The sequence below is a fragment of the Actinosynnema sp. NPDC091369 genome, from assembly GCF_044757065.1.
Taxonomy (GTDB): Bacteria; Actinomycetota; Actinomycetes; order Mycobacteriales; family Pseudonocardiaceae; genus Actinosynnema.
On record NZ_JBIVUG010000015.1, the window covers coordinates 120,841 to 146,942 of the forward strand.

Genomic DNA, 26,102 nt, shown 5'->3' on the forward strand with positions numbered 1-26,102 from the left:
GCGTCACGCCAGCGCGCACTCCGTCGCGGTCACGACCGCCGGGCGCGGCACGGTGGTCGACGCGGGCGGGCGCGTGCCCGCCAGCCACCCCTCCAGCGCCGCGAACGCCGACCGGTGGCACGGCGTCAACGGCCGCAGCCGGTCCGGGAACGCGTCGAACAGCGAGTCCACGTGCGTGCCGCCCTCGATCCGGTAGTAGCGGAACAACCCGTCCCGACCGGCTCGGCGCACCATGTCCGCGTAGACGTCGGAGTCGCGGGAGATGGGCAGCAGCGTGTCCAGCGTGCCGTGCAGGGTGAGCAGCGGCTTGCCGATCCGGCCGGTGAGCGCGATGCGTTCGACGGCCCGCTGCGCTTGAGGACGTGACGCGTAGTCGTAGTCCGCGTCGCACAGCGGTGTGCCGGGCGCGCAGAACGGCGTGCCGGCCTCGACGTCACCGTCCCAGGTCGGGTCCAGCTCCTCGCGGTAGATGCGCTGGGTCAGGTCCCAGTAGTACTGGTGGTGGAACGGCCACAGGAACTCCGACTCGGCCGGGAACCCGGCGGCCACCACCGCGGCCTTGTCACCGGTCGCGTAGCCCTTGAGCGCGGGCGGCAGGAACGTCAGCAGGTTCGGGCCCTGGGCGGTCCACAGCGTGCCCTCCCAGTCCACGCCGCCGTCGTACAGCTCGGGGCGGTTCTCCAGCTGCCAGCGCACCAGGTAGCCGCCGTTGGAGATGCCGGTGGCCAGGGTGCGCGCCGGCGGGCGGCAGTACCGCTGCGCCACCACGGCCTTCGCCGCCCGGGTCAGCTGCGTGACCCGGTGGTTCCACTCGGCCATCGCGTCACCGGGGCGCGTGCCGTCGCGGTGGAACGCCACGCCGGTGTTGCCCTTGTCGGTCGACGCGAACGCGTACCCGCGGGCCAGCACGAAGTCGCTGATCGCGCGGTCGTTGGCGTACTGCTCGCGCACGCCGGGCGAGCCGGTCACGACCAGGCCGCCGTTCCAGCGCTCCGGCAGCCGGATGACGAACTGCGAGTCGTGCGCCCAGCCGTGGTTGGTGTTGCCGGTGGAGGAGTCGGGGAAGTAGCCGTCCACCTGCGTGCCCGCCACCGGCGTCGGCGCGGGCAGGCCCGCCGGGGTCAGCCCCGCCCAGTCGGCGGGATCGGTGCGGCCCCCGGCGGTGGACAGGTCGGCGAGGTGGGTCAGTTCCTGGTGCTCGGCACCGGGAACGCGCAGGGGCCCGCATCCGTGGGCGGACGCGGGAACGGCCTGCGCCGTCGTCGCGAGGAGCGCTGCGATCAGCGGAACGGCGATGTTCACCCGAGGCACGGTAGGACGGCCCGGCGGGGCGCGGAATGGGTCGGGACGCCATGGCCGGCGGGGCGGATGTGGTGCGCGGAGCCATCGGCGACACACCGACGAGTGACCCTCGCGCCGGTGGTGTGGTCGACAGCGCGTCATGAACGGCCGTGACCGGACTTGTCACTGCCACAGGTGACGTCGATCGGTGCATGACCGGGCGGCGACCGGGCGCCACGTCCGCTCCAACGGCCCTGTCCTGGACGTCCCCGCGTGCACGGTGTTGCGTCTCGCTCGGCGGTGGGGGCTTGAGTACCACGATCGGTGTGTTTTGGGCGCCCGCGCAGGGGTAGCTGAGTTGACCCAGCGAAGTTCGCACTGCCAGGTGATTTACGTTCACCCGGCGTGAGGTGTCTGCTTCCGGGGTGACTGAGCAACGGCGCTCTACGCGCACTGACCAGGAGTGGGACCTGATCCGGCGCATCCAGAACCTGGCCCACCGGGCCGAACGCACCGCGTTCGACCACTCGAACCTCGTCGGTCCGCCACCGTCCCAGCAGCACCTGGACATCCTGGCGGAGATCCGCGCCCTCACCGAGCAGGCGGTGGCGCAGCGGATGCCGAGACCGGCCGCGCTGCCGCGGCAGGTGCAGCCGGCCGCCGAGCAGAAGGTCTCCACCCCCGTTCGGTGACCGCCGCGGCGCGGGCCGGGCCTGACTCCCGGCCCGCGCGCGGAGCGCTCAGCGGCGCCGGACCAGCTTCACCAACCCCTTGAACGTCTCCTCCAGGCCGGAGGAGAACGGGTTGTCGTTGACGAGGTAGGTCCAGGTCGTGTTCGGGCGCTGCACGCCCGCCTCGGCCAGGTGCGCGCCCTCGGCGTCGATCTGCACCTTGGCGAAGGTCTCCTCCGCCTCGTCCCAGGCATCCGGGATGATCTTGTGGTACGCCGGGATGGCCTCGCGGTGGAACTCGTCCAGCGGGTTCTGCCGGGCCAGCGCCCGCAGGTGGATGCCCTCGCGGAGGTCGGTCAGGAACGTCAGGTGGTCGCTCCACCGCTGGTCGAGGTGGTGCAGCGCGATCAGCCGGGCCGCCGACACCTTGATCCCGTCGTCCAGGTCCTTGATCTCGTGGGCCTTGTCGGGCTTGCGCTCGGACAGCTCCTCCCACGCCAGCTCGGTGCGCAGCAGCTTGTCGCGGTACTCCAGCAGCAGCTGGCGCTGGTGCTCGATCAGCTTGTTGTACCGCCAGGTGTTGCGGTGGATCTCCAGGTGCACGCCCTCGGCGACGCGCTGGGCGTGCTCCACGGTGTGCAGCGTGCCCGCGTCGGTGATGCGGCCGTCCTCGTCCACCTCGGCCGGCTCGTCGTGGTCGGGCACGTACTGCGTGACCAGTTCGTCCTGCAACGAGGAGAAGAACACCGACCCGCCGGGGTCGCCCTGGCGGCCCGCGCGGCCGCGCAGCTGGTCGTCCAGCCGGCTGCTGGAGTGGCGGCCGGTGCCGATCACGTACAGGCCGCCGAGCTCCGCGATGCGCTCGTGGTCGGTCGAGTCGTGCCCGCCGAGCCGGATGTCCGTGCCGCGGCCCGCCATCTGGGTGGACACGGTGACCCGCTCGAACGAGCCCGCGTCGGCGATGATCGCGGCTTCCTCGGCGTCGTTCTTGGCGTTGAGCACGACGCACTCCAGGCCCGCCTCGGCGAGCTTGCGGGACAGGCGCTCGGACTCGGCCACGTCCAGCGTGCCGACCAGGATCGGGCGGCCGGTCTCGTGCACCTTCTTGATCTCGGCGACGATCGCGGCTTCCTTCTGCTCCAGCGTGGTGTACAGCCGGGGTGCCTCGTCCTCGCGGATCGTCTCCACGTTCGGCGGGATGACCAGCACTTCCAGCTGGTAGAAGTCCCGCAGCTGCTCGGCGACGGCCACCGCGGTGCCGGTCATGCCGCACACGGTCGGGTAGCGGCTGAGCAGCGCCTGGACCGTGATGGAGTCCAGCACCTCGCCCGCGTCCGTGGTGGCCACGTTCTCCTTGGCCTCGACCGCGGCCTGGAGGCCGTCGGGCCAGCGCTGGAGCTTCGCGATCCGGCCGCGGGTGTCGTTGATCAGGTGCACCTTGCCGTCGCGGACGATGTAGTCCACGTCCCGGTGCAGCAGGACCTGCGCGTGCAGGGCCACGTTGACCTTGCTCAGCGTGGTCGAGACGTGCTCGTCGGAGTACAGGTCGATGCCGCCGAGCGCCCGTTCGACCAGCTCGCTGCCCGCGCCGGTGAGGTAGACGTTGCGCTCTTCGTCGTCGATCTCGAAGTGCAGGTCGCGGCGCAGCCGCTTGACCAGGTCGGCCAGCGCCGGGTCGACCGCCGGGCCCGCCGTGGAGCCCGCCAGGACCAGCGGCACGCGGGCCTCGTCCACCAGCACCGAGTCCGCCTCGTCCACGAGGGCGACGCGCGGCTTGGGCACGATCAGGTCGCCCTCGGAGGTGGCCAGCCGGTCGCGCAGCACGTCGAAGCCGATCTCCGAGACCGAGGCGTACATGACCTCGGACTGGTAGGCGGCGCGGCGCTCCTCGGGCTTGGAGCTCTGGTTGATCCAGCCGACGCTCACGCCCATGAGCGCGTAGAGCGGACCCATCCACTCGGCGTCGCGCTGGGCCAGGTAGTCGTTCACCGAGACCACGTGCACCTGGTCGCCGCGCAGCGCGAAGCCCGCCGCGGCGATGGCGCCGGAGAGCGTCTTGCCCTCACCGGTGGCCATCTCGACCACGTGGCCCTCCAGGAGGCCGAGCGCACCGAGGATCTGCACGTCGAACGGGCGCAGGCCGAGCGCGCGGTCGGCGGCCTCGCGGCCGAGCGCGCAGACCTCCACCAGCTCGGGGCGGCCGAAGTCGGATTTGTCGCGCAGTGCGGCCGCCGCGGCGGTCAGTTCCTCGTCGCTGAGCTTCTTCACGCGCTCGGCCTGCTCGTTGACCTCTTCGAGCAGCTTCCGGTAGGGCGTGAGGTCGGCGGAGCCGGGCTTCTGCGCGAACCGACGCAGCCGCTGCTTGAACCGTCCCAGGAGAGTGGTCACGGCACGGCAACGTACGGCAAGTCCACAACGTTCCGCACGTCACCCGGTTGACAGTTCACTCCGAGGGTGCCTGCACCCGGGCCGACCACCGGCCCCGTCACGATCCGTAGAAGTACGGGCGAGGCAGCCTCCGAAGTGGGTAACTCGTCCGATCCTGGGCGGCAGGGTCGCCTGTGCGCCCCCCAATTGTGACTACCGCCCGATAACCTCCGACTCCCAGGCGTGACCAGCTCTCGTAGGGGGCGACGTGCTGAAGCGATTCGTCCAGTGGCTCGACGACTTCCTCCTCGACGAAGGCACGTGGGCGGTCGTCAAAGCGGCCGTCGGTCTCCTGTCGTTCGCGGTGCTCTTGGGCGCGGTCCTGGGAAACGCGGCCGTCGAAGCGGGCGCGCTGGTGGCGGCCATCCTGGTGGTGCTCTCCCTCGGACTGCTCCTGCCGGCCGATCGCCGCGGCGTGGTCCGGGAAGTAGAGAAGCTGAAGGACCTCGTTTCCCGGTACTCGAAGATCGTGGCGGAGGACCGGCACCCGTCATACGGGATAATCACCTGGGAGGCGCAGGTCGCCGTCGAGCCCAACGGTGACGCGCGCAGGCAGGTGACCATCCGCGCGAAGGTCCTCAACGACCTGCGCGTGCTGCGCCTGATCGAGGGGTGCGGGTGGCCCCAGCCTGCCAAGTACCGCCGCGAGGTCCGCGTGGAGGTGCGCAAACTGCTGGTCGGCGACCTGCCCGGCGCGAGTCTGAGCACGACCGTGGCCTGGTTGCAGGACGGGAAGCTCGTCCTGATGGTGCACTTCCCCGAGCCGCCGAAGGTGGGCAGCGAGATCACCATCGCCGTTGAGGTGGTCTGGCCCGGCATGTGCTCGCCGCTGATGCGCGACCGGGAACCGGACGTCTTCACGGTGGGGTTCGCGACCCCGGTCGTCTACGCGCGGTACAAGGTCACGCTGCCGCGCGGATACGACGCTTATGTGGAACCAGTGGGTTTCGAGGAGGACGCGAACGGTTTCGCGGCGGGGCCGGCGAAAGGGGAGGACGGCCGACCGGTGTTCCTCTTCGAAGGGGTCGACCTGCCGGAGCACCAGAAGCTGGGTATGCGACTCCAGCTCAAGGGGAAGGGCGACCCCTCGTGAGGTCGCCCCGCCCTGGCGGGTGGCCGCGGCCGAACTCAGCCGTCATTCCCACTTTCCCCGCCGATGGATCCATACCCGATCAAAGCGGCCTCTTCCGTATGACGTTACGGGCGGAGGCTATTGCCATTCCGGGTGGAATCTCAAATCGTTGCACACGTTCGTGTCACGCTTTGTGCGTCTCCCGCAGCCCGAGCACCGACCCCAGCGTCACCACGCCCATGACCAGCAGGAACGCCGAAACCGACAGGGACGTGCCCGTCGCCACCAGCAACGCCGTCATGATGAACGGCGTGCCGCCGCTGACCAGGATCGACGCCAGCTGGTAGGCCAGGGACGCGCCCGAGTAGCGCACCTGCGGCTCGAACAGCTCCGCCAGGTACGCCGCCACCGGCCCGTAGACCAGGCTCGACCCCACCCCCGACACGGCCAGCGCGACGAAGATCAGCCCCAGCGACGCGGTGTCGACGAGCCAGAAGTACGGGAACGCCCACACGATCATCGCGACCGCGCCCGCCACGATCAGCGGACGCCTGCCGTGCCGGTCCGACCAACGCCCGGCCAGCAGGATGACCGGCACGCTGACCAGCGACGACAGCAGCGTCACGACCAGCACCGAGTTGCGCGCCAACCCCAGCTCGCGGGTCGCGTAGTCGAGCACGCCGGCGATGCTGACGTAGAACACCGCGTTCGACGCGAACATCAACCCCGCGCCCAGCAGCACCGGCCGCCGGTGCGTCCGCAGCACCTCCTTCAACGGCGCGGGCGGCGGGCCGGACGGACGCCGTTCCTTGATCTCCCGGAACACCGGGCTGTCCTCCACCTTCAGCTGGATGAACAGCACCACGGGGAACAGCAGCGCGCTCGCCAGGAACGGCACCCGCCACCCCCAGGTGGCGAACGACGCGGCGGGCACCGTCGCACCCACGACCAGGAACGCCACGTTGCCCAGGATCACCCCGAGCGGCACGCCGGCCTGGCCGAACGTGCCCGCGAACCCGCGTCGCCCCGGCCCGGCGGTCTCGGTCAGCAGCAGCACGACGCCGCCCCACTGCCCGCCCACCGCGATGCCCTGGAGGAACCGCAGCACCACCAGCAGCACCGGCGCCATCACGCCCAGCGTCGCGCTGGTCGGCAGCAACCCGATCAGGAACGTCGCCGCGGCCATCAGCGCCAGGCACGTCACCAGCGCGGGCTTGCGGCCGAACTTGTCGCCGACGTGCCCGAACACCAGCCCGCCGACCGGCCGGGCGATGAACCCGGCCCAGAACGTGCTGAACGACAGCAGCAGCCCGACCAGCGGCGACGCCTCGGGGAAGAACAACTTCGGGAACACCAGCGCCGCGGCGGTCGCGTAGATGAAGAAGTCGTACCACTCGAGCGACGAGCCGACGAGCCCGGCCGCCATGAGTTTGCGCAACGTGCGCCGCTCGGGGGGAGCGGTCGTGACCATGTGCTGTTCCCTTTCACCAGGTGTCCACGAACGGGCGTTTCTTGCCGGTCCGGACCGGGGCGGGGTCGGGACCGGTGAGCAGGGTGGTGATCCAGCGCCGCGTGTCGGCCGGGTCGATCACGTCGTCGATCTCGTACGCGGACGCCACGTTGAGCGCCTTGCCGTGCTCGTAGGCGGCGGAGACCATCGCTTCGAACATCTCCTTGCGCTGCGCCGGGTCCTCGATGGCGTCCAGCTCGCGCCGGTACCCGAGCCGCACCGCGCCCTCCAGCCCCATGGGGCCGAACTCGCCGCTGGGCCACGACACGGCGAACAGCGGCACCTTCAAGCTGCCCGCCGCCATGGCCTGCGCGCCCAGCCCGTACGCCTTGCGCAGCGCCACGAACCCGAACGGCACGTCGAGGTTCGCACCGGCCACGAGCATCCGGGTCAGGTGCCGCACGGTCGCGGTGCGCTCGGCGTCCGGCCCGACCATGAACCCGGGCGTGTCGCACAGCGACACCACCGGCAGGTCGAACGCGTCGCACAGCCGCAGGAACCGGGCGGCCTTGTCGGCGGAGTCGGCGTCGATCGCGCCGCCGAGGTGGCCGGGGTCGTTCGCGACCAGGCCGAGCGGCTTGCCCTCGACCCGGACCAGCGCGGTGACGATGCCGCGGCCGAACCCGGGCCGCAGCTCCAGCACCGAGCCGGTGTCGGCGAGGGTCTCCACCACGGACCGCACGTCGTAGGCGCGGACCCGGTTCTCCGGCACGAGGTGGCGCAGCCGCCGCTGGTCGGCGCACTCCCAAGCCTCCGCAGGACCCTGGAAGTACGACAGGTACTTCTTGGCCACCGCGACGGCCTCGGCCTCGTCGGCGACGAGCACGTCGATCACGCCGTTGGGCACCTGCACGTCGACCGGCCCGACCTCCTCCGGCCGGAACACGCCGAGCCCGCCGCCCTCGATCATGGCCGGGCCGCCCATGCCGATGGTGGCGTCGCGGGTCGCGATGACCACGTCGCACGTGCCCAGCAGCACGGCGTTGCCGGCGAAGCAGCGGCCGGACGCGATGCCGACCAGCGGCACCAGCCCGGACAGCTTGGCGAACAGGTGGAACGCCAGGCAGTCCAGCCCGCTGACGCCGCCGTGGTCGGTGTCGCCGGGCCGTCCGCCGCCGCCCTCGGCGAACAGCACCACGGGCAGCCGCTTCTGCTCGGCCAGCGCGAACATCCGGTCCTTCTTGGCGTGGTTGCGCTGGCCCTGCGTGCCGGCCATGACCGTGTAGTCGTAGGACATCGCCACGACCTGGCCGCCGTTCACCGTGCCGACGCCCGCCACCAGGCCGTCGGCCGGGGTGCGCTCGACCAGCTCGTCCAGCGACCGGCGGCGGCGTTGCGCGGCGATGGCCAGCCCGCCGTACTCCACGAACTCCTCGCACAGGTCGGCGATGTTCTCCCGGACCGTGCGGCGGCCCGCGGCGTGCCGCTTGGCCTCCGCCTCGGGCCGGGCGAAGTCGTGCCGCGCCAGCGTTTCCGCGAGGTCGGGCCGCACGTCGTCCAGGTCGACCTCGACGGCCTTCTCCTCGACGGCGACGTCCACGCCCTCGGCGAGCAGCGCGCCTTCCGCGACCGTGTCGCCGACCTCGACCAGCACCCGCGCGTCGCCGATGGGCACGACGTGCTGCATCTTCATCGCTTCGACGACGACCGTGCCGTCCTCGACAGCGACGACGGTGCCTTGCACGGGAGCGCGCGCTCCGGTGTCCTCACGGGGCAGTGAGTCGACAAGGCCCGTGTGCGCCTTCAGCACGTCCGGGTGGTCCAGGAGGCCCCGCAGGAAGCCGATATTGGTCCGCGCACCGTCCACGGTGAACTCGTCCAGGGCGCGGCGGGCGCGGCGCAGCGCGGTGTCCAGGTCGTCGGCGTGCACCACGACCTTGGCCAGCAGCGGGTCGAAGCCGAGGCCCGCCCGGTAGCCGACGGACGCGTGCGTGTCGACCCGCACGCCCGGTCCGGTCGGCGGCTCGAACGCCGACAGCCGTCCCGTGGACGTGAGGCTCACCCGCAGTTGCAGCGCGCTGCCGCGTGGCGTGTGGGTCAGGTCCGGCTCGACCTCGGTGGCCAGCAGCAGTTGGGCCCGCACCAGGTCCAGCCCGGTGACCTGCTCGGTGACGGTGTGCTCGACCTGGAGCCTCGGGTTGGCCTCCAGGAACGCGAACCGGCCGTCCGGCGCGACCAGGAACTCGACGGTGCCCAGCCCGGTGTAGCGGACGGCGCGCGCGATCGTCGCCGCCGCGCCGTGCAGCGCGGACCGCAGGTCGGCCGGCAGGTCGGGCGCGGGCGCGACCTCGACCAGCTTCTGGTGCCTGAGCTGCAACGAGCAGTCCCGGTCGCCGAGCACCGTGGTGCCGACGAGCTGCACCTCGACGTGCCGCGCCGGTTCCAGCAGCTCCTCCACGAACACGGTGCCGTCGCCGAACGCGGCCAGCGCCTCGGCCCGGCACCGCTCGACGGCCGCGGCCAGGTCGGCGAGCCGGCGCACCACCCGCACGCCCTTGCCGCCGCCACCGGCCACGGCCTTCACGACCACCGCGCCGTGCTGCCGGAAGAAGTCCTCGAACCCGTCCTGCGCGCCCGCCAGCACGGGCACGCCGACCTCGGCGGCCAGGGCCCGGGCCCGGCTCTTGTCGCCGAGCAGCTCCAGCACCTCCGGCGGTGGTCCGACGAACGTCAGCCCGGCCTCGGCGCAGCGGCGGGCGAACCCGGCGTTCTCGGCCAGGAACCCGTAGCCGGGGTGCACCAGGTCGCAGCCGTCGGCGGCGGCGAGCACGGCGTCCACGTCCAGGTAGGAGCCCTTCAGCCGGACCGCCCGGTCGGCGTGCCTGCCGTGGGCGTCGTCGGAGTCGGTGACCAGGGCGACGGTCCGCCAGCCGAGGTCGGCGGCGGCGCGCAGGACTCGGACGGCGATCTCTCCCCGGTTGGCGACGAGCAGCGTGGGCACGGTGAAACCTCCTGAGCGACCGCTTAGTATGTGACCGCGGTCGCATAGTGGCACTTGCGCTTAGCGTTCGTCCAGAGGGAACCGATGCACCTGTCGAGGCGTCCTTGAAGAAACCCGAGGTCAAGGGCGTGACACAGAGCAGGCCGGGAGGCACTCACCGTGGTTTTCAAGAGGATGTTGCGCGCGTTCGGAGTCGGCGGTCCCACGGTGGACACGGTGCTGGCCAACCCCAACGCGCGGCCGGGTGAGCTGCTCACCGGCGAGGTGCGCATCGCGGGCGGCGACCACGCCGCCGACATCGACCTGGTGAAGCTGTCGCTGGTCACCCGGGTCGAGGTGGAGAGCGGTGACAACGAGTACAACCGCGACGTCGAGTTCGCCCAGGTCGTGGTCGGTCAGCGGATCGGCGTGGGGCCGGGGCAGCACCTGGCGCTGCCGTTCCAGTTCCCGGTGCCGCTGGAGACGCCGCTGACCGTCGTGCACGGCCAGCACCTGCGCGGCATGACGATGGGGCTGCGTACGGAGCTGGAGGTGCGCGGCGCGGTCGACCCCGGCGACCTCGACCCGGTGGCCGTGCACCCGACCCGGTCGCAGGAGCACGTGCTCAACGCGTTCGGCGCGCTCGGGTTCCGGTTCCAGCGGGCCGACAACGAGTCGGGGCGCATCCACGGCGTGCCGCAGCAGCTACCGTTCTACCAGGAGATCGAGTTCCTGCCGCCGGGGCAGTTCCTGGGCAAGATCAGCCAGCTGGAGCTGACCTTCGTGACCGACCCGCACCGGCTGTACGTGGTGCTGGAGGCGGACCGGCGCGGCGGGCTGTTCCGGGCGGGCGGCGACTCGTTCGGGCACTTCGCCATGTCGCACGATGAGGTGATCCGCACGGACTGGGCGGCGCTGCTGCACCAGTGGATGGACCAGGTCTCCGGCAGGCGATCTTCCCACGGTTTCGGCCACTAGGGCGGTCCGCGCGGACGTCGTCGCGGCGCGTGGACGGCGTTGGGCCGAACGCCGCTGGCGCTGCGGGCGGCGTCCGCGGTGGGGATGATGACCGGTGAGGCCCTCGACGCGGTCGGGGACTTCTTCGAAGGCGACTAACCCGCAGGAGGCATCGTGGGCATCGGCGGTGTGATCAGCGCTCTGATCGTGGGTCTCATCATCGGTCTGCTGGGCAAGCTCGTGGCGCCGGGCAAGCAGGCCATCCCCATCTGGCTGACGATCATCGTCGGCATCGTGGCGGCGTTCCTGGGCACGTTCATCGCCCGGGCGCTCGGAGTGGAGGACACGCCCGGCATCGACTGGATCGAGATCATCGTCCAGATCATCATCGCCGCCATCGGCGTGAGCCTCGTCGCCGGCTTCTACGGCAGGAAATCCGTCCGCTGACCCGAGAGCCCTACGTCCGGAACGCGTGAGTCCTACGTCCGGAACGCGTGAGTCCTACGTTCACGACGCATGAGTTCAACGCTCAAACCGAACACTGTTGGTCATGAGCGTTGAACTCGGGGTTCCTGAACGTAGGACTCTCGAGTGCTGGACGTAGGACTCTCGGGGTCAGGGGGTGCGGACCATGCGCAGGACCAGGTCGGCGTAGAGGTCGCCGATCTCGGTCGGGGTGCGGCGGCCGGTCGGCTGGTACCAGCGGGCCACGTCGATGCACAGGGACAGCACGGCCAGGGTCGCCCCGCGCACGTCGGGCACGTCGAACGCGCCCGCGGCCACGCCGTCGGCGATCATGTCGCGCACCGCCGCCTCGATCCGCCGCCGCAGCTCCACCACCTCGGCCAGGTGCTCCGGCGTCAACGCGCTCAGCTCGTACTGCACCACCCGCGCCGTCGTGTGGTACTCCGCGTGCCACGACGCGAACGCCCGCACGGCCGCCGCCAGCCGGTCCGCCGGGTCCACCTCGGACACCCCGGTCAGCACCGACAACGACGTGGCGTGCCCGATCCGCGAGATCTGGAACAGCAGTTCCTCTTTGGACCGGTAGTGGATGTAGACCGCGGCCGGTGACATGCCGGCCTGCGCCGCGATGTCACGGGTCGTCGTCGCGTGGTACCCGCGCACCGAGAACGCGGCGGCGGCGGCGATCAGCATCCGCCGGGCCGCCGGCGGCGTCACCGAGGACCACGTCTCGTCCAGGAGCGCGAACTCACCACTGGTCGTCGTCACAGCCGGCCCTCCTTGACACGAACCCGAACGATACCGCAGGCTAAGCACACGCTTACGCCTAAGCAACCGCTTAGTATGGAGGATCCGAGAGTGCGCCGCACGTTGTTCGAACCCGACCACGAAGCGTTCCGCGAGACCGCGCAGGCGTTCTGCGACCGCACCCTCCGCCCGAACTACGAGCGGTTCGTCGAGCAGCGCAGCATCGACCGCGACGTGTGGCTGGAAGCGGGCAAGCAGGGCCTGCTCGGCCTGGAGGTCCCCGAGGAGTACGGCGGCAGCGGCGCGAACGACTACCGGTTCAACGCCGTGCTCGGCGAGGAGCTGTCCAAGGTCAGCGCCGGCATGTCGTCCTGCCTGGGCATCCACGGCGACGTCGTCGCGCCCTACCTGGTCGACCTGTGCACCGAGGAGCAGAAGCAGCGCTGGCTGCCCCGGTTCTGCTCGGGCGAGATGACGACCGGCATCGGCATGACCGAGCCCTCCGGCGGGTCGGACCTGGCCGCGCTCAAGAGCACCGCCGTGCGCGACGGCAGCGACTGGGTCCTCAACGGCTCCAAGACCTTCATCACCAACGGCTTCTCGGCCGACATGATCGTCGTCGCCGCGCGCACCAGCCCGGAGAAGAAGGCCCGCGGCATCACGCTGTTCGCGGTCGAGACCGGCATGAAGGGCTTCGAGCGGGGCCGCAAGCTGGACAAGGTCGGCCAGCCCGAGTCCGACACCGCCGAGCTGTTCTTCGAGGACGTGCGCGTCCCGGCCGAGAACGTGATCGGCGAGGTCGATCAGGGCTTCATCTACATGATGGAACGCCTGCCGCAGGAACGCCTCGGCGGCGCGATCTCGAACCTGGCCCACGCCAAGCAGATCCTGCTGGAGACGGTCGAGTACACCAAGGAGCGCAAGGCGTTCGGCCAGTCCATCGGCTCGTTCCAGCACAACAAGTTCACCCTCGCCGAGCTGGTCACCAAGATCGACGTGACGCAGGCGTTCCTGGACCAGTGCACCGACGCGCACACCCGGCGCGAGCTGACCGCCGTGGACGCGGCGAAGGCCAAGTGGTGGAGCGCGGACGTGCAGAACGACGTCATCGACGCGTGCGTGCAGCTGCACGGCGGCTACGGCTACATGACCGAGTACCGCGTGGCCCGCGCCTGGATGGACGCCCGCGTGACCCGGATCTGGGCCGGCTCCAACGAGATCATGAAGGAACTCATCGGCCGCGACCTCGGCCTCTAGCCACCAGGAGCACCGCCATGCCCGAGGCTGTCATCGTCGCCACCTCGCGATCCCCGATCGGACGGGCGCGCAAGGGGTCGCTGGTCGACCTGCGCCCGGACGACCTGGCCGCGCAGGTCGTCGCCGCCGCGCTCGACCAGGTCCCGGAGCTGGACCGCGCCGACATCACCGACCTGCACCTGGGGTGCGCCGAGCCGCAGGACGAGCACGGCCAGAACGTGGCCCGCCGCATCGCCGTGCAGCTCGGCCTGGACACCCTGCCCGGCACGACGGTCAACCGGTTCTGCGCGTCCTCGGTGCAGACCGCGCGGATGGCGTTCCACGCCATCAAGGCGGGCGAGGGTCACGTGTTCGTCAGCGCCGGCGTGGAGTGCGTCTCCCGCTACCGGCACGGCGACCCGCACTTCAACCCGCTGTTCGACGCCGCCCGCGAGCGCACCCAGCGCACCGCGGAAACCAACGAGCCGTGGCACGACCCGCGCGAGGACGGGGAGCTGCCCGACTACTACATCGCGATGGGCCAGACCGCCGAGAACGTCGCCACCTCGCTCGGCATCAGCCGCCGCGACCAGGACGAGTTCGGCGTGCGGTCGCACAACCTCGCCGAGAAGGCCATCGCGGACGGCTTCTTCGCCCGCGAGATCACGCCCGTCACGCTCCCGGACGGCACGGTCGTCAGCACGGACGACGGACCGCGCAAGGGGGTCACCTACGAGGCCGTGTCGGCGCTGAACCCGTCGTTCCGTCCACAGGGGACGGTCACGCCCGGCAACTGCTGCCCCCTCAACGACGGCGCGGCGGCCGTCGTCATCATGAGCGACGTCAAGGCCAAGGAGCTGGGCCTGACCCCGTTGGCGCGCATCGTGTCCACCGGCGTGTCCGGTCTCTCGCCCGAGATCATGGGCCTCGGCCCGGTCGACGCCACCAAGCAGGCCCTCGCGCACGCGAACCTGACCATCGACGACATCGACCTGGTCGAGATCAACGAGGCGTTCGCGGTGCAGGTGCTGGGCAGCCAGCGCGCGCTCGGCATCGACATGGACAAGCTGAACGTGCACGGCGGCGCGATCGCGCTGGGCCACCCGTTCGGCTCGACCGGCGCCCGCATCATGACCACCCTGATCAACGGGATGCGCGCGCGTGACGCCCGGTTCGGGCTGGAGACGATGTGCGTCGGCGGCGGTCAGGGCATGGCGATCATCCTGGAGAGGTTGAGCTGAATGGGAATCCTGGACAAGTTCCGGCTGGACGGCCAGGTCGCGATCGTCACCGGCGCGTCCTCCGGCCTGGGCGTGGCGTTCGCCAAGGGCCTCGCCGAGGCGGGCGCGGACGTGGTGCTCGCGGCGCGGCGGGTGGAGCGGCTCAAGGACACCGCGCAGCTCGTGGAGGACGCGGGCCGGCGCGCGCTGGTCGTGCAGGCCGACGTGGCGCAGCCGGACGACTGCCGCGAGGTGGCCCGTGCCGCGGCGGAGTTCGGCCCGGTGCGGGTGCTGGTGAACAACGCCGGCGTGGCGTCGGCGGTGCCCGCGTCCCGGGAGACGCCCGAGCAGTTCCTGGGCGTCATGGACGTCAACCTCAACGGCACCTACTGGATGGCGCAGGCGGCGGCGGCCGTGATGACCGGGGGCGGGTCGATCATCAACGTGTCCAGCGTGCTCGGCCTGGTCTCCGGCGGGTTGCCGCAGGCCGCGTACTCCGCCTCGAAGGCGGGCGTGATCGGCCTGACCCGCGACCTCGCCCAGCAGTGGACGGGCCGCAAGGGCATCCGGGTCAACGCGATCGCGCCCGGCTACTTCGCCTCCGAGATGACCGACCAGTACCCCGAGGGCTACCTGGAGGCGCACGTCTCGCGCCTGCCGATGGGCCGGGTGGGCGACCCGGAGGAGCTGGCCGCGGCCGTCGTGTTCCTGGCCTCGGCGGCGGGCGGCTACACCACGGGCGCGACGTTCGTGGTCGACGGCGGCGTGACGCTGGGCGGCTGATCGCCGAGTTGTAACCCCCGGTGGCGGCACGACGACTTACGCTCGTAGCAGCGCAATGTCGCCGTGCCGCTCGGGGGAGTCCGTGGTCGCGAAGAGGTCCGCCGAACCCAGCTTATCCATCCTCGAACCGTCCAGGCCGGTGTTCCGGCGCAAGCGCTTCCTGCTGCCGTTCGGCATCTCGGCGGGCCTCGCGCTCGTCGGCGCGGTCGCCCTGCTCGCCTCGGGCGCGGTCGCGCTGCCGTTCCGGGGCGTCACGGTCGTGCGGGCCATGATGGCTTCGAAGGTCGAGTTCTTCTCCGACGCCGAGGTCCGCCGCATCCTGATGGCCAACGGCATCCAGGTGCACCTCACCGACTCGGGCGGCTCGACCGAGATCGCCAAGGAGCGGGCCGACCCGACGTCGTTCGACTTCGTCATGCCCTCCGGCCAGCTCACGGCCCGGCAGATCCACGACCGGGTGGGCGGCACCCCGTTCTACCCGTTCACCACGCCGCTGGTGGTCGCCGCGTTCAGCGACTACGCGCGGGCGCTGGAGCGCGCGGGGGTGGCCGAGCCGCAGCCGGACGGCGACGGGCTCTACTACACGCTCGACATGACCGCGTTCGTCGACCTGACCTTGCAGGGCAAGACCTGGAAGGGCATCGAGGGGGGCGGTCTGACCAGCGAGAACCAGATCATCGCCCAGTCGCCGGACCCGTGCCGGGCCTACTCCGGCGCGGCGTACCTGGCGGTGGTGGCGTTCGCCGCCAACGGCCGGCGGGCGCCGACGGAGGCCGAAGCCCCGGCGGTCGCGACGAGGATCAAGCCGCTGTTCGAGGTCGAGGGCCAGTTCGGCGCGGGCATCGGCCGCACGTTCTTCGGTCCGGACGGCCGCACGTTCGCCCCGGTCAGCGTCCTCTACGAGCACCAGTACCTGGCCTACCAGATCCGCACCAAGGAGCGCGCCGGCGAGGTCGACCGCGACCGCGTGCTGCTCTACCCCGACGCGCACCACCACGCCGAGCCGTGGCTGATCGCGTTCAGCGAGGCGGGGGAGGAGGTGGGGCGGCTGCTCCAGGAGAACCCGGACCTCCAGCGGCGCGCGTTGGAGCTCGGGTTCCGCCTGGGCCGGGCGGGCAGCGCCTCGGTGGGCACCGTGCTCGCCGAGCACGGCATCCCGGTCGGCAACCCGGGCCAGGGCGACACCGAGGCGTACGTGGCCAAGCCCGCCGCGCTGGCGACGATGATCGGGGAGCTCGGCGACTGCCCGAGCGGGGTGCCGCTGTGAGGGCGCTGACCGCCGTGCTGGTGGGCGCGGCGGTCCTGGCCGGCTGCACGTCCGCCCGACCCGACCCGGTCACGCTGACCGTGCTGGCCAGCTCGGAGCTGGCGGACCTGGCGCCGGTGCTCGCCGACCTGCGGCGCGACACCGGCGTGGAGCTCAGGCTCGACCAGCGCGGCACCGTGCGCGCCAGCGAGGAGCTGGCCGCGGGCGTCGACCACGACCTGGCGTGGCTGGCCACCAACCGGTACCTCCGGCTGAAGGGCGCGGACCTGCCGCTGTCCACCAGCACCATGCTGTCGCCGCTGGTGCTGGGCGTGAAGGCGAGCCGGGCGGCGGCCCTGCGCGGGGCGACGTGGGCCGACGTGGCGGGCCGCGCGGCGGCGGGGGAGCTGCGGTTCGGGATGGCCGACCCGCGGGTGTCCGGCAGCGGGATGGCGGCGTTGATCGGGGTGGCCACGGCCGCCGCCGGCACCGGCGCGGCGCTGCGACCCGAGGACGTCACGTGCGACAGGCTCCAGGGCTTCCTGACCGGTCGGGCGTTCGACGCGACCGGCGCGGCGGAGGTCGTGGACGAGTACGTGCGGCGGCAGGACGACGTGGACGCCGTGGTGACCTACGAGTCGGCGGTGCTGTCGCTGAACGCGTCCGGGCAGCTCCGCGAGCCGCTGGAGGTCGTGTACCCGCGGGACGGGATCGTGCTCTCCGACTACCCGTTGATGCTGCTCAAACCGGACAAGCGGGCCACGTACGACCGGGTGGTGGAGTGGCTGCGCACGCCCGCCGCCCAGCGGTCGATCATGGAGCGCACGGCGCGCCGGCCGGTGGACCCGCAGGTGGAGCGCACGGAGGCGCTGCGCGAGCCGATCGGCACCGCGCTGTACTTCCCGGGCACGCAGCAGGTCGTGGACGCCTTGCTGGCCGCCTACGACCGGGCCGGTCGGCCCACCCGGGTCGTGTTCGTGCTCGACCACTCGACGTCCATGGCGGGGCCGCGCGTCGCCGGGCTGCGGGAGGCGTTCGCGACGCTGAGCCGCGCGGGCGGGTTCGACCGGTTCCGGGTGGGGGAGACGGTCGTGCTGGTGCGGTTCGCGGGGACGGTGCTGGAGGAGCGCACCGTCGTCATCCGCGGCCCGGCGGACCTGGAGGCGCTGGCCGGGGCGCTGGCGACGGCGGAGCTGTCCGACGACGGCACGGCGATCTGGTCGGCGCTGGACCGCGCGTACGAGGTCGTCGGCGACGGCACGGTGGTGCTGATGACCGACGGCGAGAACAACGCGGGCCTGAGCGCGGACGGGTTCCTGGCCGCGTGGCCGCACCCGCCGGCGCGCACGTACGCGATCCGGTTCGGCGAAGCCGACCCGGTGGAACTGGACCGGGTGGCGCGGGCGACCGGCGGGCGGGTCGTGGACGCCGGCACCGGGTCGCTGCTGGAGGCGGTGAAGGAGATCCGTGGCTGTCGATAGAGGACTGTGGTGGTCGGTGTGGTGGCCCTGGGTGCTCGTGTGGGGCGTCACCGCGCTGGCGCTGCTCGTGGCCGTCGGCGTCGCGGTGTGGGCGTGGCGGTCCCGGCACCGGTACGCGCCCTCGCGCGAGGTGCCCGGGTTGACCATCTACCTGCACGAGAAGTCCGTGATGGACCTCTACCAGGTCGGCCGGTACGGCGACGCGATGACCAAGGAGGTCGTCGACCGGGTCGGCGTCACCAAGGACGGCAAGATCGCGTTGAGGGGCCTGGACCTGGGTGTGGAGGGCGCGCGGACGTCCGGGCGGGAGGTGGTGAAGACCTACATCGAGCAGTACGAGCCGATCGCGGTCGTCGGCGTGCTGCTGGACGCGCTGGAGTCCGCGTCCGGTGTCGTGCACGTGGACCTGCGCGACCTGACCGTGCTGCGGAACACGGCGCTGGAGCAGCACCTGGAGTCGTTCGACTCCGTGCGGCTGCGGCGGATCGACTCGTACGTGTCGGTGAAGGGCGTGTTCCGGGTGGCGTCCGACGGTGACGGCACGACGGTGTTCCTGGCGCCGTTCGGCGACCCGGACGACCCCGAGCAGGGCCCGCAGGTGCGGGTCGAGTGCTACAACGGCGGGCTCCGCGACGACGTCGTGCCCGAGGGCGGGTTCCAGGCGCGGTGCCTGGGCAAGGTGCAGGCGTGGAAGGCGGACGCCCAGCAGTTGGTCATCCGGCCGATCGCGATGTTCCAGTGATCCGGCGTGCGATGCTTGGCCCATGGCATCGGTACCGGAGCGGCTGATCGACGCCGCGACGCGGTTGTTCGCCGCCAAGGGCTTCGACCGGGTCGCGGTGCAGGACATCGTGGACCTCGCGGGCGTCACCAAGGGCGCGATGTACCACTACTTCGGCTCCAAGGACGACCTGCTGAACGAGATCTACGGCAGCCTGCTGCGGATGCAGACCGAGCGGCTGGAGCACTTCGCCGCCGGGTCCGCGCCGGTGGCCGAGCGGCTGCACGCGGCGGCGGTCGACGTGGTGGTCACGTCGGTGGACAACTTCGACCAGGCGCGCGTGTACTTCCGGTCCGCCGACCACCTGGCCGAGGACAAGCGGCGGGAGATGCGGGCCGAGCGGCGTCGCTACCACGAGCGGTTCCGGTCGCTGATCGAGGAAGGGCAGGCGTCGGGCGTTTTCCGCACCGACGTGCCCGCCGACCTGACCGTGCACTACTTCTTCGGCACCGTGCACCACCTCGGCCAGTGGTACAGCGCCGACGGCCCGCTGTCGGCCAAGCAGGTCGGCCGCCACTTCGCCGACCTGCTGCTGGCGTCCCTGCGTCCCGTTCCGGAGGGTTCTTCGTGAAGTCGCACCTGCACCGCTACCTGCGCACGGCGCGCGAGGCGCTGCTGTGGAAGCTGGAGGGCCTGGGGGAGTACGACGTGCGCCGCCCGTTGACGCCGACCGGCACGAACCTGCTCGGCCTGGTCAAGCACCTGGCCGGGGTCGAGGCGGGCTACTTCGGCCACACGTTCGGCCGGCCGTTCCCCGAGCCGATGCCGTGGACGAGCGAGGACGCGGAGCCGAACGCCGACATGTGGGCGACCGCGGACGAGTCCCGCGAGGACGTCGTCTCCCTCTACCGGCGCGCGTGCGCCCACGCGGACGACACGATCGAGGCGCTGGACCTGGACGCGTTGGGCACCGTGGCGTGGTGGCCGGCGGACCGCGCGTCGGTCACCCTCCACGCCGTGCTGGTCCACATGATCGCGGAGACCAATCGGCACGCGGGCCACGCCGACATCGTCCGCGAGCTGATCGACGGCGCCGCCGGCCTGCGCCCGGACAACGACAACCTGGCCGTCCTGGACTGGGCCGCCTACCGCGCCCGCCTCGAACGCGTGGCCCGCGAAACCGGGTCCTGATCGTTCCCGCCACGTCCGGGGCAACGGTCCCGGCCACGGCTCATGATTCTGCTCGGCCGGTACCGGGAGCAGGGGTCTCCCCGGCGGAGACCCATGCTCCCGGTATCGATCAGGCGGCCGGGACCAGCAGGACCACGGTCTCCGCCACGCACGCGGGCTTCGGGTTGCCCTCGATCTCGACGGTCACCTTCACCACCGCCTGCTTGCCCTGCGCCACGTCGGTGATCTCCGCCAGCTCGGCCCCGGCCCGCACCCGCGAGCCGACGACCACCGGGCTGGGGAAGCGCACCTTGTTCAGCCCGTAGTTCACGCCCATCGACAGCCGCTGCACCGTGTAGATGTCCCGCACCAGCAACGGGATCAGGGACAGCGTCAGGTAGCCGTGCGCCACCGGCGCGCCGAACGGGCCCGCGGCGGCCTTCTCCAGGTCCACGTGGATCCACTGGTGATCGCCCGTGGCGTCGGCGAACAGGTTGATCTCGGCCTGCGTGATCTCGTGCCACTCGCCGTGGCCGAGGTGCTCGCCCTTGGCCGCCGCCAGCTCCTCCAGGTCAGCGAATACCCGCATCGTCAGTCCTTCGGTCCGCCGGCGACGTAGATGACCTGACCGGACACGAACCCGGCGCCCTCGCTGACCAGGAACGACGCCGTGTGCGCGATGTCCTCGGGCGTGCCGACGCGCTGGACCGGGATAGCCGCCGCCGCGCCCTTCTTGAAGTCCTCGAAGTCGATGCCGACCCGGGCGGCCGTCGCCGCGGTCATGTCGGTCGCGATGAACCCCGGCGCGATCGCGTTGACCGTGACGCCGAACTTGCCCAGCTCGATCGCCAGCGTCTTGGTGAACCCCTGCAGGCCGGCCTTGGCCGCCGAGTAGTTCGCCTGGCCCCGGTTGCCCAGGGCGGACGTGCTGGACAGGTTGACGATCCGGCCCCACTTGGCCGCCGTCTGGAACTTCTGCACCGCGCGGCTCATCAGGAACGACCCGCGCAGGTGGACGTTGATGACCGCGTCCCAGTCGTCGTCGGTCATCTTGAACAGCAGGTTGTCCCGGAGGATGCCCGCGTTGTTGACCAGGACGGTCGGCGCGCCCAGCTCGTCTGCGACCCGCTGCACCGCCGCGTCCACCGCCGCGCTGTCGCTGACGTCGACGCCCACCGCGATGGCGGTCCCGCCGGAAGCCTTGATCTTCTCCACGGCGTCCGCGCAGCTGTCCTCGCTGAGGTCGAGGAGCGCGACGGCCATGCCGTCCTGCGCGAGCCGCGTGGCTACGGCGGCGCCGATGCCGCGTGCGGCACCGGTGACGATGGCCACCCGTGCGTCCGTCTCGGCCACGGTCAGTCCTCCTTGATCTGCGGGCCTAAGCAACCGCTTAGTAACCTACCGGCGAGGTCGCCTTGACGCCAGAGCGCGTCAGGAGAACCATACCGACTGGTCGGAATGCCAGCCAGAGGAGGCGCGGTGGAGTTCTCGGGCAAGGTCGCACTGGTCACCGGGGCCGCGAACGGCATCGGCGCGGGGGTGGCGCGGCGACTGGCCGCCGCCGGCGCGTCGGTCGTCGTCGCCGACGTGGACGACGAGCGCGGCAAGGCCGTGGCCGAGGAGGTCGGCGGCGCGTACGCGCACTGCGACGTGCGCGACCCCCGCGACAGCGAGGCGGCCGTCGCGACGGCCGTGGAGCGGTTCGGCGGCCTCGACATCGCCGTGCTCAACGCGGGCATCGCCACCGGCTTCGGGCTGGGCGACGACTTCGACGCCGAGCGGTACCGCACGGTCATGGGGATCAACCTCGACGGTGTCGTGTACGGCGTGCACGCGGCGTTGCCCGAGCTGCGCAAGCGCGGCGGGCGGATCGTCGCCACCGCCAGCATGGCGGGCCTGATGGCCATGCCCATGGACCCCCTCTACGGCGCGAACAAGGCCGCCGTGGTCGGGCTGGTCCGCGGCCTGGGCCCGGTCGCCGCCGCCGACGGCGTCACCGTCAACGCCGTGTGCCCGTCATTCGCCGACACCGCCATCATCACCGGCTTCAAGTCCGCCCTCGAGTCGGCGGGCATGCCGGTCATGAGCGTGGACGACGTGGTGGACGCGTTCGTCTCCGTGTTGCGCGACGGCCGATCCGGTGAATGCTGGTTCGTGCAGGCCGGACGCCCCAGCGCGCCGTTCACCTTCCCCAACCCGCCCGGCCCGCGCACCGCCACCGGCGAACGCGTGCGGCTCGGCCACGACCCGATCGCTGCCAAGGAGAACTGACACCCGTGCGCGCCATCCAGATCACCGAGTTCGGCGGACCCGAAGTGCTCACCGAGGTCGAGCTGCCCGACCCCGTCGCGGGCCCCGGCGAACTGCTCGTCGACGTCAGCCGCGCGGGCCTCAACTACGCCGACACCCACCAGGCCGAGAACTCCTACCTGTCGAAGATGGAGCTGCCGCTGGTGCCCGGCGGCGAGGTCGTCGGCACCGCGGGCGACCGGAGGGTGGTCGGCCTGACCAACTTCGGCGGGTACGCGGAGAAGGCCGTGGTGCCCGAGGCGACCGCGTTCGACGTGCCCGACGGCGTGGACGACCTGACGGCGTTGAGCATGGTCGTGCAGGGGGCGACGGCTTGGCTGCTGCTGCGGCGCAGCGCGCACTTGGAGCCGGGGGAGAGCGTCGTCGTGCACGCCGCCGCCGGCGGTGTCGGGTCGCTGGCCGTGCAGCTGGCGAAGAAGTGGGGCGCCGGGCGCGTCATCGCCACCGCGAGCACCGAGGACAAGCGCCGGTTGGCGCTCGACCTGGGCGCCGACGTCGCCGTCGACTCGACCGCGGACAACATGACGGACGTGCTACGCGAGGCCAACGGCGGTCGGCGCGTCGACGTGGTGCTGGACATGACCGGCGGCGCGGTGACCGACCAGAGCATCGCCGCCCTGGCCCCGTTCGGCCGGCTGGCGTTCTACGGCATGGCCAGCCGCGAACAACCGACCCCGATCCCCCCGGGCAAGCTGCTGGTCCACTCGACCACCGTCGCCGGCATGTGGCTGCCGCACGCCTTCAAGCTCCCGGGCCGCGTCGTCCACCGCGCCATGGCCGAGCTGTTCGACCTGGTCCTGGCGGGCGACCTGCGCGCCGTCCCGGGCGGCGAGTACGGCCTGTCCGAGGTCCGCCGGGCCCACGAAGACCTGCGCGCCCGCCGCACCACCGGCAAACTGATCCTCGACCCGTCCCGCTGACCTGCGCCTCCGCCAGCCCCGCTCCAGAACGCCATGGACCAACTGCGCGCCGAGGGGTTGGTGTCGAGCGTGGCCGGCCGGGGCTGGTTCGTCTCCGAGCGGGAGCCGGTCGTCCGTCTCGCCCGCAACCGGCTGAGCAAGGCGGAGCGGACCGCGGGGCGCGGCACGTTCATGTCGGATGCGGCGGCGGGGAAGTGGCAGCCCGCGGTCACGGTGGAGGTCCGGCGGGAGCGGGCAGGCGAAGACGTGCGCTCCTACCTCGGCCTGGCTGCCGACCAGGACCACGAGGTGGTCGTGCGGGACCGGGTCATGCGCGCCGACGGCGAAGTGGTGCAGCTCGCGGTGTCGTACCTGCCCGTCGACATCGCCGGTGGTACCCGGCTCGAAGAGGCCGACACCGGGCCGGGCGGGGCGTACGCGCGGTTGGAGGAGATGGGTTTCGAGCTGACGCACTTCACGGAGGTGGTGTCGGCACGCTCGCCGCGGCCCCGTGAGGCGGAACTGCTGCGGATTCCGCTGGGCTCCCCGGTGCTCCAGGTGATCCGGGTGGCCTTCGCGGGCGAGCGGGCGGTGGAGGTCAACCACATCACCATGGGCGGCGAGCGCTACCAGCTCGTCTACCAGATCGACGCCGGCTGACGGCGGAGCGCGGAGCGGGGTTCGACCCGGCACGCCGAGGCCCGCGGAACGGGTGCCGACGGTCGCGGCACCCGTTCCGGCAGGTCGGTGTCAGTCGCTCAGCTCGGCCAACGCGGCCTTGACCCTCGCGAGCTCGGCCTCCAGCTCCTCCATCCGCGTGCGGTGCTGGGCGCGGGCCGCCTCGATGACCTCGTCGATGCCGCCCGCGATGTCGTCGTGCAGCTCCTTGGCCGCCCGCGACACCGCCGCGGCCGAGATCGGGAGACCCTGCACGACCCGCTTGGTGCCGTGCACCAGGTCGGCCTGCCACTCGCCGTCGGCGGTCCCGGTGACGGTCAGCGTCAGCTCGACCGTGCGGGTCTTCTTGGCCGTCGACTTGGGCCGCTTGGCGGGCTTCGCCTCGGCGTCCGCGGACTTGGTCTCGACGTCCGCGAGCTTGGTCTCGGCGTCCGCGGGCTTCGCCTCCGGCTCGGAGGGCTTGGCCTCGGCCTTCGAGGGCTGCTCTGCCTGCGCCACGGGTGCGACCTCCTGCTGCACGGGTGCGGCGGGCGCCTCGGCGTCCACCGTCTCTTCCTGCTCCACGAGCGTGTCCGCCTGCACGTTCTCGTTGTTCCTCTCTGCGCATCCGGCTCGACCCGGCGTGATCATAGAACACGTGTTCGATGGTGGGTCGATTGCCCCGCACAGCGTAGGGTGTCGGCCTTGTGAGCGGTTGGAGGGACTTCTCCGCTCGCCGGTTCTTGGACCGGTTGAGCGACGAACTCGGTGTTGTGGCGGTGCTGGCGCCCGGCGTCCTGGCGCCCGGGGTGCTGGCGGCGATCGACCAGCACGGCGCGGCGGTGCGCGACATCCTCGCGTTCGGCGTGCCCGCCGCGGCGGTGGCCGGCGCGGTGCTGCTCGCCGGTTACGCCCAGGGCGTGCTGGACGAGGCGAAGGCGCACGGCTGGGAGCCGCCCGCGCTCGTGGACTGGGTGAACGCGGACTGGTTGACGCTGAGACTCGTCGCCGTCTGCCACCTCGCCCGGCGCGACGAGCCGGCCCTGGAGGGTTAACGCGGGCGCAGCGCCCTGATCCACAGGTGCCACGGGACCGCGTCGGCCCCGACCTGCGGTTCCCTCAGCGCCTCGATCAGCAGGCCGGCGTCCTCCAAGGCGGCGGTGTAGGCGCTCAGCGGGTGGTTCCACCCGGTGAACCTCATCCGCATCCCGTCCCGCTCGACCTCGTCCTCGAAGCGGTGGCGGCCGAAGTAGGGCCGGTCGAGGACGACCACGCCGTCCCGGCGGCTGCCGGTGTTGGTGATCGGGTGCGTGATCGCCAGGCAGAGCCTGCCGCCCGGTTCGAGCACGCGGCCGATCTCGGCGACGGTGCCGGGCATGTCGTCGACGTCCATCAGCACGTTGTAGGCGACGACGAGGTCGAAGCTGTCGTCGGGGAACGGCAGGTCCGCCGAGTCGGCCGTCAGGTACCGCCCCTCCGGGTCGGCCTGCCGCGCCGCTCCCACCAGCGCGGGCGAGGCGTCGATGCCGGTCACGCGGTGCCCCCGGGCGACGAGGTCACGGGACACGCGCCCCTCGCCGCACCCCAGGTCGAGGGTGGCCCGGCCGGCCGCCGGGACGAGCGCGAAGAACGCGTCGCGATACCGCCAGTAGGAGTCGAAACCGGGCTTGCGCACCCAGGCGATCCAGTTCCGCGCCTGCTCTTCCCAGTCCTGCCCGGCCGCGGTCAACGCCTTCTCGGTCATTTCCCGCAGCCTAATCCGGCCGACTCCCGGCGCAATCGGATTGACGCTCCCGGTCCCGCCCGCGGAAGCCGCAGCCGGGACCGGGACCTCGGCCCGTGCTCAGCGGGCGTCCTCCGACGCGGCGGCGAGCGCCTGGTCCAGCGTCTCGTGCAGCGGCAGCAGGGTGTCCATCGCGGTGGCCGTCAGCGAGCGGCGCACCGCGCGGCTGGCCACCACGTGGACCGGTGGACGTCCGAGCGAGGCGTTGTGCTCGCGGATGTGACCGAGCGCGGCGATGCCGGAGGAGGCGAAGAACGGCACCTCCGACAGGTCGACCACCAAGGCGTCCACTCCGTCGTCGAGCAGTTCCAGGCAGCGTCCGCGCAGGTCGTCGCTGTTGGCCATGTCGATGTCCCCGACCACGCGCACGATCGTCGCGTTGCCGTGCCGGTCGACGACCAACTCCGGTGTGGGTGTGTCAGCAGCATTCACGGCACCATCATGACTCAACGCCCGAGTGGCACCTGCCGTTCGACGCCGCGACCGCATCGGGTGATCTTGCCGCGGGTGTTGTGGATCAGCTGCGGGGGTACTACGTGATCGACG

Annotated in this window: 26 protein-coding genes; 16 read left to right on the top strand and 10 right to left on the bottom strand. The window is 71.7% G+C overall.

All coding sequences use genetic code 11. From position 1 onward, the window contains the following. Nucleotides 1-3 precede the first annotated feature (3 nt). The gene (locus tag ACIQMJ_RS35850) at nt 4-1,311 is read right to left on the bottom strand and encodes a tannase/feruloyl esterase family alpha/beta hydrolase (RefSeq protein WP_499765450.1); all 1,308 of its coding nucleotides are present in this window, start codon (nt 1,309-1,311) and stop codon (nt 4-6) included. A gap of 395 nt (nt 1,312-1,706) precedes the next feature. Between ACIQMJ_RS35850 and ACIQMJ_RS35855 the strand changes: the two genes are divergently transcribed. Continuing rightward, nucleotides 1,707-1,973: a hypothetical protein gene (locus ACIQMJ_RS35855; RefSeq protein ID WP_499765451.1), complete on the top strand. Its 267-nt coding sequence runs from the start codon at nt 1,707-1,709 to the stop codon at nt 1,971-1,973. A gap of 48 nt (nt 1,974-2,021) precedes the next feature. Here the strand turns inward: ACIQMJ_RS35855 and secA2 are convergent, their stop codons facing one another. Then, nucleotides 2,022-4,340 (bottom strand): accessory Sec system translocase SecA2, encoded by a 2,319-nt coding sequence (gene secA2 / locus ACIQMJ_RS35860; protein ID WP_499765452.1) that lies wholly within the window; start codon nt 4,338-4,340, stop codon nt 2,022-2,024. Nucleotides 4,341-4,587: 247 nt separating this feature from the next. Between secA2 and ACIQMJ_RS35865 the strand changes: the two genes are divergently transcribed. Continuing rightward, nucleotides 4,588-5,472: a hypothetical protein gene (locus ACIQMJ_RS35865; protein ID WP_499765453.1), complete on the top strand. Its 885-nt coding sequence runs from the start codon at nt 4,588-4,590 to the stop codon at nt 5,470-5,472. Nucleotides 5,473-5,635: 163 nt separating this feature from the next. On the opposite strand, the gene ACIQMJ_RS35870 is transcribed toward ACIQMJ_RS35865, so the two are convergent. Both ACIQMJ_RS35870 and ACIQMJ_RS35875 read right to left on the bottom strand, forming a co-directional pair. Next, nucleotides 5,636-6,922 carry an MFS transporter gene (locus ACIQMJ_RS35870; RefSeq protein WP_499765454.1) on the bottom strand — a complete coding sequence of 429 codons (1,287 nt, stop codon included), beginning with the start codon at nt 6,920-6,922 and terminating at the stop codon, nt 5,636-5,638. A gap of 13 nt (nt 6,923-6,935) precedes the next feature. After that, nucleotides 6,936-9,902 carry an acetyl-CoA carboxylase family protein gene (locus ACIQMJ_RS35875; RefSeq protein WP_499765455.1) on the bottom strand — a complete coding sequence of 989 codons (2,967 nt, stop codon included), beginning with the start codon at nt 9,900-9,902 and terminating at the stop codon, nt 6,936-6,938. Between the two features lie 174 nt (nt 9,903-10,076). Here ACIQMJ_RS35875 and ACIQMJ_RS35880 point away from each other — a divergent pair, with 174 nt between their 5' ends. Then, nucleotides 10,077-10,859 carry a sporulation protein gene (locus ACIQMJ_RS35880; RefSeq protein ID WP_499765456.1) on the top strand — a complete coding sequence of 261 codons (783 nt, stop codon included), beginning with the start codon at nt 10,077-10,079 and terminating at the stop codon, nt 10,857-10,859. A 153-nt stretch (nt 10,860-11,012) separates the two neighbouring features. After that, nucleotides 11,013-11,285 (top strand): GlsB/YeaQ/YmgE family stress response membrane protein, encoded by a 273-nt coding sequence (locus ACIQMJ_RS35885; RefSeq protein ID WP_499765457.1) that lies wholly within the window; start codon nt 11,013-11,015, stop codon nt 11,283-11,285. A 168-nt stretch (nt 11,286-11,453) separates the two neighbouring features. On the opposite strand, the gene ACIQMJ_RS35890 is transcribed toward ACIQMJ_RS35885, so the two are convergent. After that, complete coding sequence (locus ACIQMJ_RS35890) at nt 11,454-11,996, bottom strand: TetR/AcrR family transcriptional regulator (protein ID WP_499765503.1); 543 nt, start codon at nt 11,994-11,996, stop codon at nt 11,454-11,456. A gap of 165 nt (nt 11,997-12,161) precedes the next feature. Between ACIQMJ_RS35890 and ACIQMJ_RS35895 the strand changes: the two genes are divergently transcribed. The 8 genes from ACIQMJ_RS35895 (at nt 12,162) to ACIQMJ_RS35930 (ending at nt 19,928) form a co-directional block, all read left to right on the top strand. Beyond that, nucleotides 12,162-13,307, top strand: a complete 1,146-nt coding sequence (locus ACIQMJ_RS35895; protein WP_499765458.1) for an acyl-CoA dehydrogenase family protein — start codon at nt 12,162-12,164, stop codon at nt 13,305-13,307. A gap of 17 nt (nt 13,308-13,324) precedes the next feature. Beyond that, on the top strand, nt 13,325-14,527 hold the full coding sequence (locus tag ACIQMJ_RS35900; RefSeq protein ID WP_499765459.1) for an acetyl-CoA C-acetyltransferase: 1,203 nt from the start codon (nt 13,325-13,327) through the stop codon (nt 14,525-14,527). Further along, entirely contained in the window at nt 14,528-15,289 is a 762-nt protein-coding gene (locus ACIQMJ_RS35905) for an SDR family NAD(P)-dependent oxidoreductase (RefSeq protein ID WP_499765460.1), read from the top strand. Nucleotides 15,290-15,428: 139 nt separating this feature from the next. Continuing rightward, the gene (locus ACIQMJ_RS35910) at nt 15,429-16,556 is read left to right on the top strand and encodes a hypothetical protein (protein WP_499765461.1); all 1,128 of its coding nucleotides are present in this window, start codon (nt 15,429-15,431) and stop codon (nt 16,554-16,556) included. Next, a complete protein-coding gene (locus tag ACIQMJ_RS35915; RefSeq protein ID WP_499765462.1) occupies nt 16,553-18,016 on the top strand; it encodes a vWA domain-containing protein in 1,464 nt (487 codons plus the stop codon). The genes ACIQMJ_RS35910 and ACIQMJ_RS35915 overlap by 4 nt, the downstream gene beginning before the upstream one ends. Then, nucleotides 18,003-18,758, top strand: coding sequence for a hypothetical protein (locus ACIQMJ_RS35920; protein ID WP_499765463.1), 756 nt, complete (start codon nt 18,003-18,005; stop codon nt 18,756-18,758). The genes ACIQMJ_RS35915 and ACIQMJ_RS35920 overlap by 14 nt, the downstream gene beginning before the upstream one ends. Nucleotides 18,759-18,780: 22 nt before the next feature. Next, nucleotides 18,781-19,368 (top strand): TetR/AcrR family transcriptional regulator, encoded by a 588-nt coding sequence (locus tag ACIQMJ_RS35925; protein WP_499765464.1) that lies wholly within the window; start codon nt 18,781-18,783, stop codon nt 19,366-19,368. Continuing rightward, the gene (locus ACIQMJ_RS35930) at nt 19,365-19,928 is read left to right on the top strand and encodes a DinB family protein (RefSeq protein WP_499765465.1); all 564 of its coding nucleotides are present in this window, start codon (nt 19,365-19,367) and stop codon (nt 19,926-19,928) included. The genes ACIQMJ_RS35925 and ACIQMJ_RS35930 overlap by 4 nt, the downstream gene beginning before the upstream one ends. A 109-nt stretch (nt 19,929-20,037) precedes the next feature. Here ACIQMJ_RS35930 and ACIQMJ_RS35935 read toward each other — a convergent pair whose 3' ends face one another. Together ACIQMJ_RS35935 and fabG are read right to left on the bottom strand one after the other, a co-directional pair. Continuing rightward, on the bottom strand, nt 20,038-20,496 hold the full coding sequence (locus ACIQMJ_RS35935) for a MaoC family dehydratase (protein WP_499765466.1): 459 nt from the start codon (nt 20,494-20,496) through the stop codon (nt 20,038-20,040). Between the two features lie 2 nt (nt 20,497-20,498). After that, nucleotides 20,499-21,260 carry a 3-oxoacyl-ACP reductase FabG gene (gene fabG / locus ACIQMJ_RS35940; RefSeq protein WP_499765467.1) on the bottom strand — a complete coding sequence of 254 codons (762 nt, stop codon included), beginning with the start codon at nt 21,258-21,260 and terminating at the stop codon, nt 20,499-20,501. A 105-nt stretch (nt 21,261-21,365) separates the two neighbouring features. Between fabG and ACIQMJ_RS35945 the strand changes: the two genes are divergently transcribed. Genes ACIQMJ_RS35945 through ACIQMJ_RS35955 form a run of 3 tightly spaced genes read left to right on the top strand, consistent with a single transcriptional unit; the run spans nt 21,366 to nt 23,776 of the window. Then, nucleotides 21,366-22,178 carry an SDR family NAD(P)-dependent oxidoreductase gene (locus ACIQMJ_RS35945; protein ID WP_499765468.1) on the top strand — a complete coding sequence of 271 codons (813 nt, stop codon included), beginning with the start codon at nt 21,366-21,368 and terminating at the stop codon, nt 22,176-22,178. 5 nt (nt 22,179-22,183) lie between these two features. Continuing rightward, complete coding sequence (locus ACIQMJ_RS35950) at nt 22,184-23,137, top strand: quinone oxidoreductase family protein (protein WP_499765469.1); 954 nt, start codon at nt 22,184-22,186, stop codon at nt 23,135-23,137. A 33-nt stretch (nt 23,138-23,170) separates the two neighbouring features. Further along, on the top strand, nt 23,171-23,776 hold the full coding sequence (locus tag ACIQMJ_RS35955; protein WP_499765470.1) for a GntR family transcriptional regulator: 606 nt from the start codon (nt 23,171-23,173) through the stop codon (nt 23,774-23,776). Between the two features lie 90 nt (nt 23,777-23,866). Here the strand turns inward: ACIQMJ_RS35955 and ACIQMJ_RS35960 are convergent, their stop codons facing one another. Beyond that, complete coding sequence (locus ACIQMJ_RS35960) at nt 23,867-24,376, bottom strand: DUF6319 family protein (RefSeq protein WP_499765471.1); 510 nt, start codon at nt 24,374-24,376, stop codon at nt 23,867-23,869. A 104-nt stretch (nt 24,377-24,480) separates the two neighbouring features. Here ACIQMJ_RS35960 and ACIQMJ_RS35965 point away from each other — a divergent pair, with 104 nt between their 5' ends. Further along, the gene (locus ACIQMJ_RS35965; protein ID WP_499765472.1) at nt 24,481-24,828 is read left to right on the top strand and encodes a DUF6401 family natural product biosynthesis protein; all 348 of its coding nucleotides are present in this window, start codon (nt 24,481-24,483) and stop codon (nt 24,826-24,828) included. On the opposite strand, the gene ACIQMJ_RS35970 is transcribed toward ACIQMJ_RS35965, so the two are convergent. Together ACIQMJ_RS35970 and ACIQMJ_RS35975 are read right to left on the bottom strand one after the other, a co-directional pair. Next, nucleotides 24,825-25,517 carry a class I SAM-dependent methyltransferase gene (locus ACIQMJ_RS35970; protein WP_499765473.1) on the bottom strand — a complete coding sequence of 231 codons (693 nt, stop codon included), beginning with the start codon at nt 25,515-25,517 and terminating at the stop codon, nt 24,825-24,827. The two genes, ACIQMJ_RS35965 and ACIQMJ_RS35970, sit on opposite strands and share 4 nt — an antisense overlap. Before the next feature lie 99 nt (nt 25,518-25,616). After that, nucleotides 25,617-25,988 (bottom strand): STAS domain-containing protein, encoded by a 372-nt coding sequence (locus ACIQMJ_RS35975; protein ID WP_499765474.1) that lies wholly within the window; start codon nt 25,986-25,988, stop codon nt 25,617-25,619. Between the last annotated feature and the right edge of the window lie 114 nt (nt 25,989-26,102).